The sequence below is a fragment of the Deltaproteobacteria bacterium genome, assembly GCA_017302835.1.
Classification (GTDB): domain Bacteria; phylum Bdellovibrionota; class Bdellovibrionia; order Bdellovibrionales; family Bdellovibrionaceae; genus UBA2316.
The window spans coordinates 1-5599 of record JAFLCC010000035.1 but is presented as its reverse complement, the minus strand read 5'-3'; the positions used below and the strand labels follow the sequence as shown (position 1 = coordinate 5599).

At 38.8% G+C, this 5599-nt stretch carries 5 protein-coding genes; 4 read left to right on the top strand and 1 reads right to left on the bottom strand.

The genetic code is table 11. The annotated features are described in order from the left end of the window. The coding region (locus J0M15_16945) for a hypothetical protein (protein ID MBN8538737.1) at positions 1-682 on the bottom strand (682 nt) is incomplete at its 3' end. Between the two features lie 315 nt (positions 683-997). Between J0M15_16945 and J0M15_16940 the strand changes: the two genes are divergently transcribed. From J0M15_16940 to J0M15_16925, 4 genes are all read left to right on the top strand, one after another. Beyond that, entirely contained in the window at positions 998-2074 is a 1077-nt protein-coding gene (locus tag J0M15_16940; GenBank protein ID MBN8538736.1) for a hypothetical protein, read from the top strand. 82 nt (positions 2075-2156) lie between these two features. Beyond that, on the top strand, positions 2157-2549 hold the full coding sequence (locus tag J0M15_16935) for a nucleotidyltransferase substrate binding protein (protein MBN8538735.1): 393 nt from the start codon (positions 2157-2159) through the stop codon (positions 2547-2549). 8 nt (positions 2550-2557) lie between these two features. Next, positions 2558-2851, top strand: a complete 294-nt coding sequence (locus J0M15_16930; GenBank protein ID MBN8538734.1) for a nucleotidyltransferase domain-containing protein — start codon at positions 2558-2560, stop codon at positions 2849-2851. 176 nt (positions 2852-3027) lie between these two features. Further along, a complete protein-coding gene (locus J0M15_16925) occupies positions 3028-5454 on the top strand; it encodes a hypothetical protein (GenBank protein MBN8538733.1) in 2427 nt (808 codons plus the stop codon). Positions 5455-5599 lie beyond the last annotated feature (145 nt).

Genomic DNA, 5599 nt, shown 5'->3' with positions numbered 1-5599 from the left:
CGCTGGAAGGATTTCCCGCAACAATCGGAAGCGCAGCACTGCCATTACTGGTTGTCTGCACATAATTCGCAGCCGGAGTCGCAAGCAGAGTATTTAGATTTGTTAATTGAGTTGGATTCAGCGCCGGCGCTGTCGCCGGATTGCCACTGCCATCCACCGCGCGCAGAATATGACTCACTTCAAATTTATCTACTTTCTGTGCTTCAAGCGCGTACATAGCTTGCGGTACATAATTTAAATTCATAAGTGGCATCGCCTCATAGGCGGCCATGGTTTCATCTTTAAAATACACTACCAGTTTACGTCCATCAGAAGAGTTAGGTGTGTAAGTGGTGCCTGCGGCACAGCGAGTGGTATCCAAAGTCATCGTTTCGCGATTAGCAAAAATTCGGTCTACTTGGTAAGTTGCCGTATCTAATCTTGTGCCAGTGCCATCATTTAGAGTGAGTGCAAAAACGCCAGAAGAGCCAGCCATATTTAAAGTTTGAACTTCCTCATACAGCAAACAGTTTTCTGAACCGGGCGAGCGCACTTGCAAGCGAAATTGAACTGATGAGCCTTCAAGTGGATTTCCATCAGGTTTAAAAATGCGTCCTTGGTAAGACACGCCAGGGTTGTTAGCAAAACTGGTCATCAATGAAAATTGAAGCAGTAAAAAAACAAATAACCGTAAACTTTTCATACTAATGTTATAGATCGGTGGAACTTGCCAGAGCTTTAGCTAAGAATTACATTTGTCTCATATTTTGACGAAATTATTAACAGATTCCTAGATTGAGATTTTTAATGGTGCCCGCTGAGTCGTCAATAATCTAATCTAACAGATCTTCAGTTTCTTGAGAGTTTTCTCAATTCACAGTTTCAATCTTAAGATTTTTTTTAATGGCGGTTTTGTTAAACCTTTGAATTTACTAAATTTTCATCACATTTTCAGCGATTCGCTGTCTAATTATCTACAGTCGTATAATACCAAGGATTGTGATAAAGTTCTTCGCTTATGATAAAGGACATTCTTAATAGTAAATATTTATTCATCTTTTTAATTTTTTGTTTAGGCCCTAATTTATGGGCTATAGACTTATCTGAAGAGAAAAATCTGAACGTTTATCACGAAAATCAGCAAGAACAAATTGTCATTGAGTCCATCAAAAATGAAAGCGACTTTTTATTCACATCCAATGAAATTTGGACTCCTAATGGTAGGAGATTTCAAATTCAGAATGAACCAAGTGATGAAACGCTTAAGAATGAGTTCAACAAGCTAACTCAGGAAGAAAAAGATCAATATTATCAAAGAAGAAATTCAATCCTCCAAGGAATCCTTGGGAATCTGGATTCAGAGAAAAGAACTTTGTTTTTGGGTCGATTTGCTTCATATAAAAATAAAATTATTAAATTTTTTACCAAAAAATCAAGTCGAGATGTTGGACCAAATGACTTATACGTTGAGAAAGATTCAATTGAGGGAGCTATTGAGATAAGCAAAGAAAAAGAATTCACAGATTTTGGAGAAAACGAAGTTCAAAAATTAATTTCAAAAATTGAGACCGAGCTCTGGAGATCGTTTCTAGTTGTTTCTGAAACAAATGTGAAAGGAAGATTTTTGGCCTTAAACGGGGTTCTGTCCTTAGGTGTTAGATCTTCTGGGGTTAAACCGTTAGGAGCGATGTTGCATTGGTCTTTAGGAATTGGGTACTTCGAAAACAATGAAACTAAAGAAAAATATATTGAATTGTTTCTAATTAGACAACGAACTAAAAAAGTTCACAATTACATGGCTCACGCTTTTCTTGGGGTTAAAATTGGCTGGTTAAATTGGCGGTTTGATCACGAAAATATTAAATCTGGAAAAGTGGAGGGTGAAGCTATCTATTTACCTACAGTACTGCCTACTATTTTGAGGAATCAAAGTGAGTTTTCACTTGTCAGCAGTATGGGTATCAGTCCTTTGGATATGTTTATACCAATGTTTAGTTTTTTTCAGTATTTTGAGACTCATTGGAAGAAAAATTTCTTTAGATTTTATTTTAATCCTAAAGTTACCAAAAATATTTGCTTAGCCTATTATCAGTGAGAGGCTTAAAATTTTGGGTTGACCTTTTAATGAAAGATTTCATAACATTAAACAAGAAATTCTCTTTGAAGAAAAGGTTAAGGTGGCATCAAATATTTCTCTTGAAGAACTCACTAAAGCTGTAGCTACCCTTGAGGAAGCTCTTGAATTTTCAAAACAGGTGCAATCTCATCAAATTCAATTTAAAATTGCCAGGGATGCCTGTATTCAACGATTTGAATACACTATTGAGCTCTCGTGGAAGGTAGCGGTAAAAAAACTAGGCTCCCAAACCAAATTTCCTAAACAAGCTATTCGAGAGATGGCAAGAGCGGATTTAATTAGTTCAGCTGAAATGTGGCTAGATTTTATTGAGGCAAGGAACAGCTCAAGTCATTCCTATGATGAAGAAACAGCGACCAAAGTTTTTCAACAAATAATACTCTTTCAAGCTCAGATTCATGACTATATCGGCAAATTGAGTCGACTTCAATGAAGTTTGGCATGACTGCGGAACAATATGAATTGTTGAATCATCTTGTTATAATGCCCTTAAAGAATCAAGGATTTCATGTTTACATTTTTGGTTCTCGAGTTGGTGAAAAATTCCATTCCCATTCAGACGTGGATCTTCTTTTTAAATCAGATTCGGAAATTTTTTTACCATCAGGGTTTTTATCTAAAATCAAAGAAAACATTGAAAATTCACGGTTTCCTTTCCTCGTAGACCTTGTGGAAGAAAAGTATCTTGCCTCTTCTTATCGGAATTCCGTTTTGAAAACCATGGTCGAATTGTAGCTGACATCAAGAAAAAACATAAATCAAGATTTTTAATTTTCTAGAACTAGATTGAATCTCGAAATTGGAAATTGTTAATGGTTTTGTCAATTTTTGAGTCAATTCCTGCTCGATGGCGCAAGTTAAGGCTTAATGTTTTTCAGGACCTAGACCGATAGGTTAGTCAGAGGTAAACAGTGAAAAACAGGCATTATAGAATTTTTAATATTTTCCTTATGGTCCTAGTTAGCTTTTTATTTGCTGCCTGCACTCGTGAAGCGCAAAAAAGCACGAGCCAGGTAACGATCCGCTTTCCAAACTCCAACAGTTTCAATGCAGCTTCAGTAGAAACAGGAAGTAAGCTGGTTTCAGGAAAGCCAAGTTTTGATTACGGACTTATTCCCGCTAACTACTCGCAGGTGGATTGCCTGATTGTATTTATTGGTGGCCCTGAAGAATTAATGAACGGCAATTCATGTGAAAAATCATTGGATAAATCACAGTCCTTTAGATTCGGTGTTTTTGCTGGCGCCATGAGTAAAGAAAATACGGTTTCGTTGGAGGTTCCTTCGGGCCCATCACGGTACATTCGACTTTATGGAATGAAAAAGCCAACTGCGGCTTCTCTATGTCCAGGGATCGTGGCTGAAGGGGGTGACGCGCTATTAGGTGGATTCTCTGCCCCGTTTTTTTTGGGTGAGTCTAAACCTACAGAAATGCTTCCTGGGGGAACGGTTACGGTTGAGATTCCTATTGTTGCTGAGATTGATCCCAGTGCCTATTTTGATGATTGCAAAGGCCCGAAATTTGGATCAGGTAACATGCCTGGCGGCGGGCCATCAGATCCCAGTAAACCATATCTAAGAATAGAGGGGCTTCATAATTTTAACAAAATTGAAAATCCCAGCTTTGCCAGACCGATGGCACGAGGCGCTTGTTACCCAGTTGCTTTTAAAACGTACAAGCCCTGTAACGCTGGGGTATGTGAAGCCTATACGCTGCAGAATTCGTTAAGTATTAATATGGGATTGAATATTAAAATTTTTACCTCTGAAGGCGATTGTCAAAATGATACTTTTGCAGTTTCAACGTTTAATATTTTGTCGGGGCAATCGCAGATTCCCGTCACTGGAAACTATTATTTAAGAATCCCGTTAGGACAATTTGGTATGACAAAAACGGATTTGTCCAGTGAGATTTCCATTTCGGGAACGACGGAGGTAAATTTTAACCAACCGTCATTTACCAATATCGACATCGTAAGACCCAAAATAGTATTTTCTAATTTACCCGGCTCCATTTCCTATGGTTCTTGCGCTTCGGGTACGAACACCTCTATTTCTGTTTATGAAGATTTTGCGGCTACCATTCCTATGATCAGTCACCAAGTTTTACCATTTGATGGTCTATTCTTAATGGCTAAAAATTTGGGTTGCTCGACTGTTGTTAATTCCATTCCAGCAAATGCATCTTCCCTGATGGTCAACTTGGCTAAACCCATAGCGAGCTCAAGTGGTATCACGGGCTCAGTAGTAAACACCGTTGTTTATGATTCAGATACAAATAAATATTATATTGCTGGTTTATTTACTGCCTATGGTGGAAAAGCTGTTGGAAATATAATTCGCTTAAACCCTGACGGAAGCCATGATCCTAGTTTTGATTCTGGTTTGGGTTTTGATGGCCCTATTAAAAGTATCATCCCTGATGGAGCAGGGGGGGTTTTTGTCGGTGGGTCTTTTTTGAATTACAAGGGGATTTCGGTTAAAAGCTTGGCGAAGTTGGATCAAAACGGAAAGCTTGATTTGGGTTTTGGATTTGATTTCAACGGAACCATTAATGCTTTGAATTTTTCAGGTAGTAGTTTATACGTTGGTGGTACGTTTACTCAAATTAATGGACTGACTAGACACTACATTGCATCGATAGACCTGGCTACAAAGGTAGTCACTAGTTGGGATCCAAACTTCAATAACGTGGTTTCTGCTCTTTTCCTATCAGGAACCACTCTTTACATCGGCGGCAACTTTACTACGGTCAATGGCGCAACTACCAGAAATCGGTTAGCGGCGATAGATTCCACAACGGGCATTGCCACAGGTTTTAATCCCAATATGAATAACCAGGTTTCAAGCCTATTAATGTCAGGAACAACCCTTTACGTCGGCGGCAGCTTCACTACGGTCAATGGCGCAACTACCAGAAATCGGTTAGCGGCGATAGATTCCACAACGGGCATTGCCGTATCTTTTAATCCCAATATGAATAACACTGTAAGGTCACTAGCCCTATCAGGAACAACCCTTTACGTCGGCGGTAGCTTCACTACGGTCAATGGCGGTACGACGAGAAACTACATAGCTGCAGTGGATACCACGTTAGGCACCGCCAGCAGTTGGAACCCAAATATAACGGGAATAAGTATTGCCTCAGTTGCAGTCAATGGTGCCAATATTGTGGTTGGTGGAACATTTACCCAAGCAGGTGGTTTGACAGCTAATAACGTGGCGGCAGTAAATAACTCGACTGGCAGTTTAAACCCTTCGGAATTAAATCCTTATTGGGGAACCTTGATTTTTAATTCATTGTTTTATGAATCTATCCCGGCAAGTGTAGGGCCATGATTGATTATATCACAATAAAGTGGGAACTTTCTAAAATTAGTGGGAAATATGTGGAAAACTAGGTTTAGATAATTTCAACTTTTACTTAAAGTAAGACTTTAAGTTTTAACAGGTCCAGATTTCAATTTAATTCCAAAGTATAAAC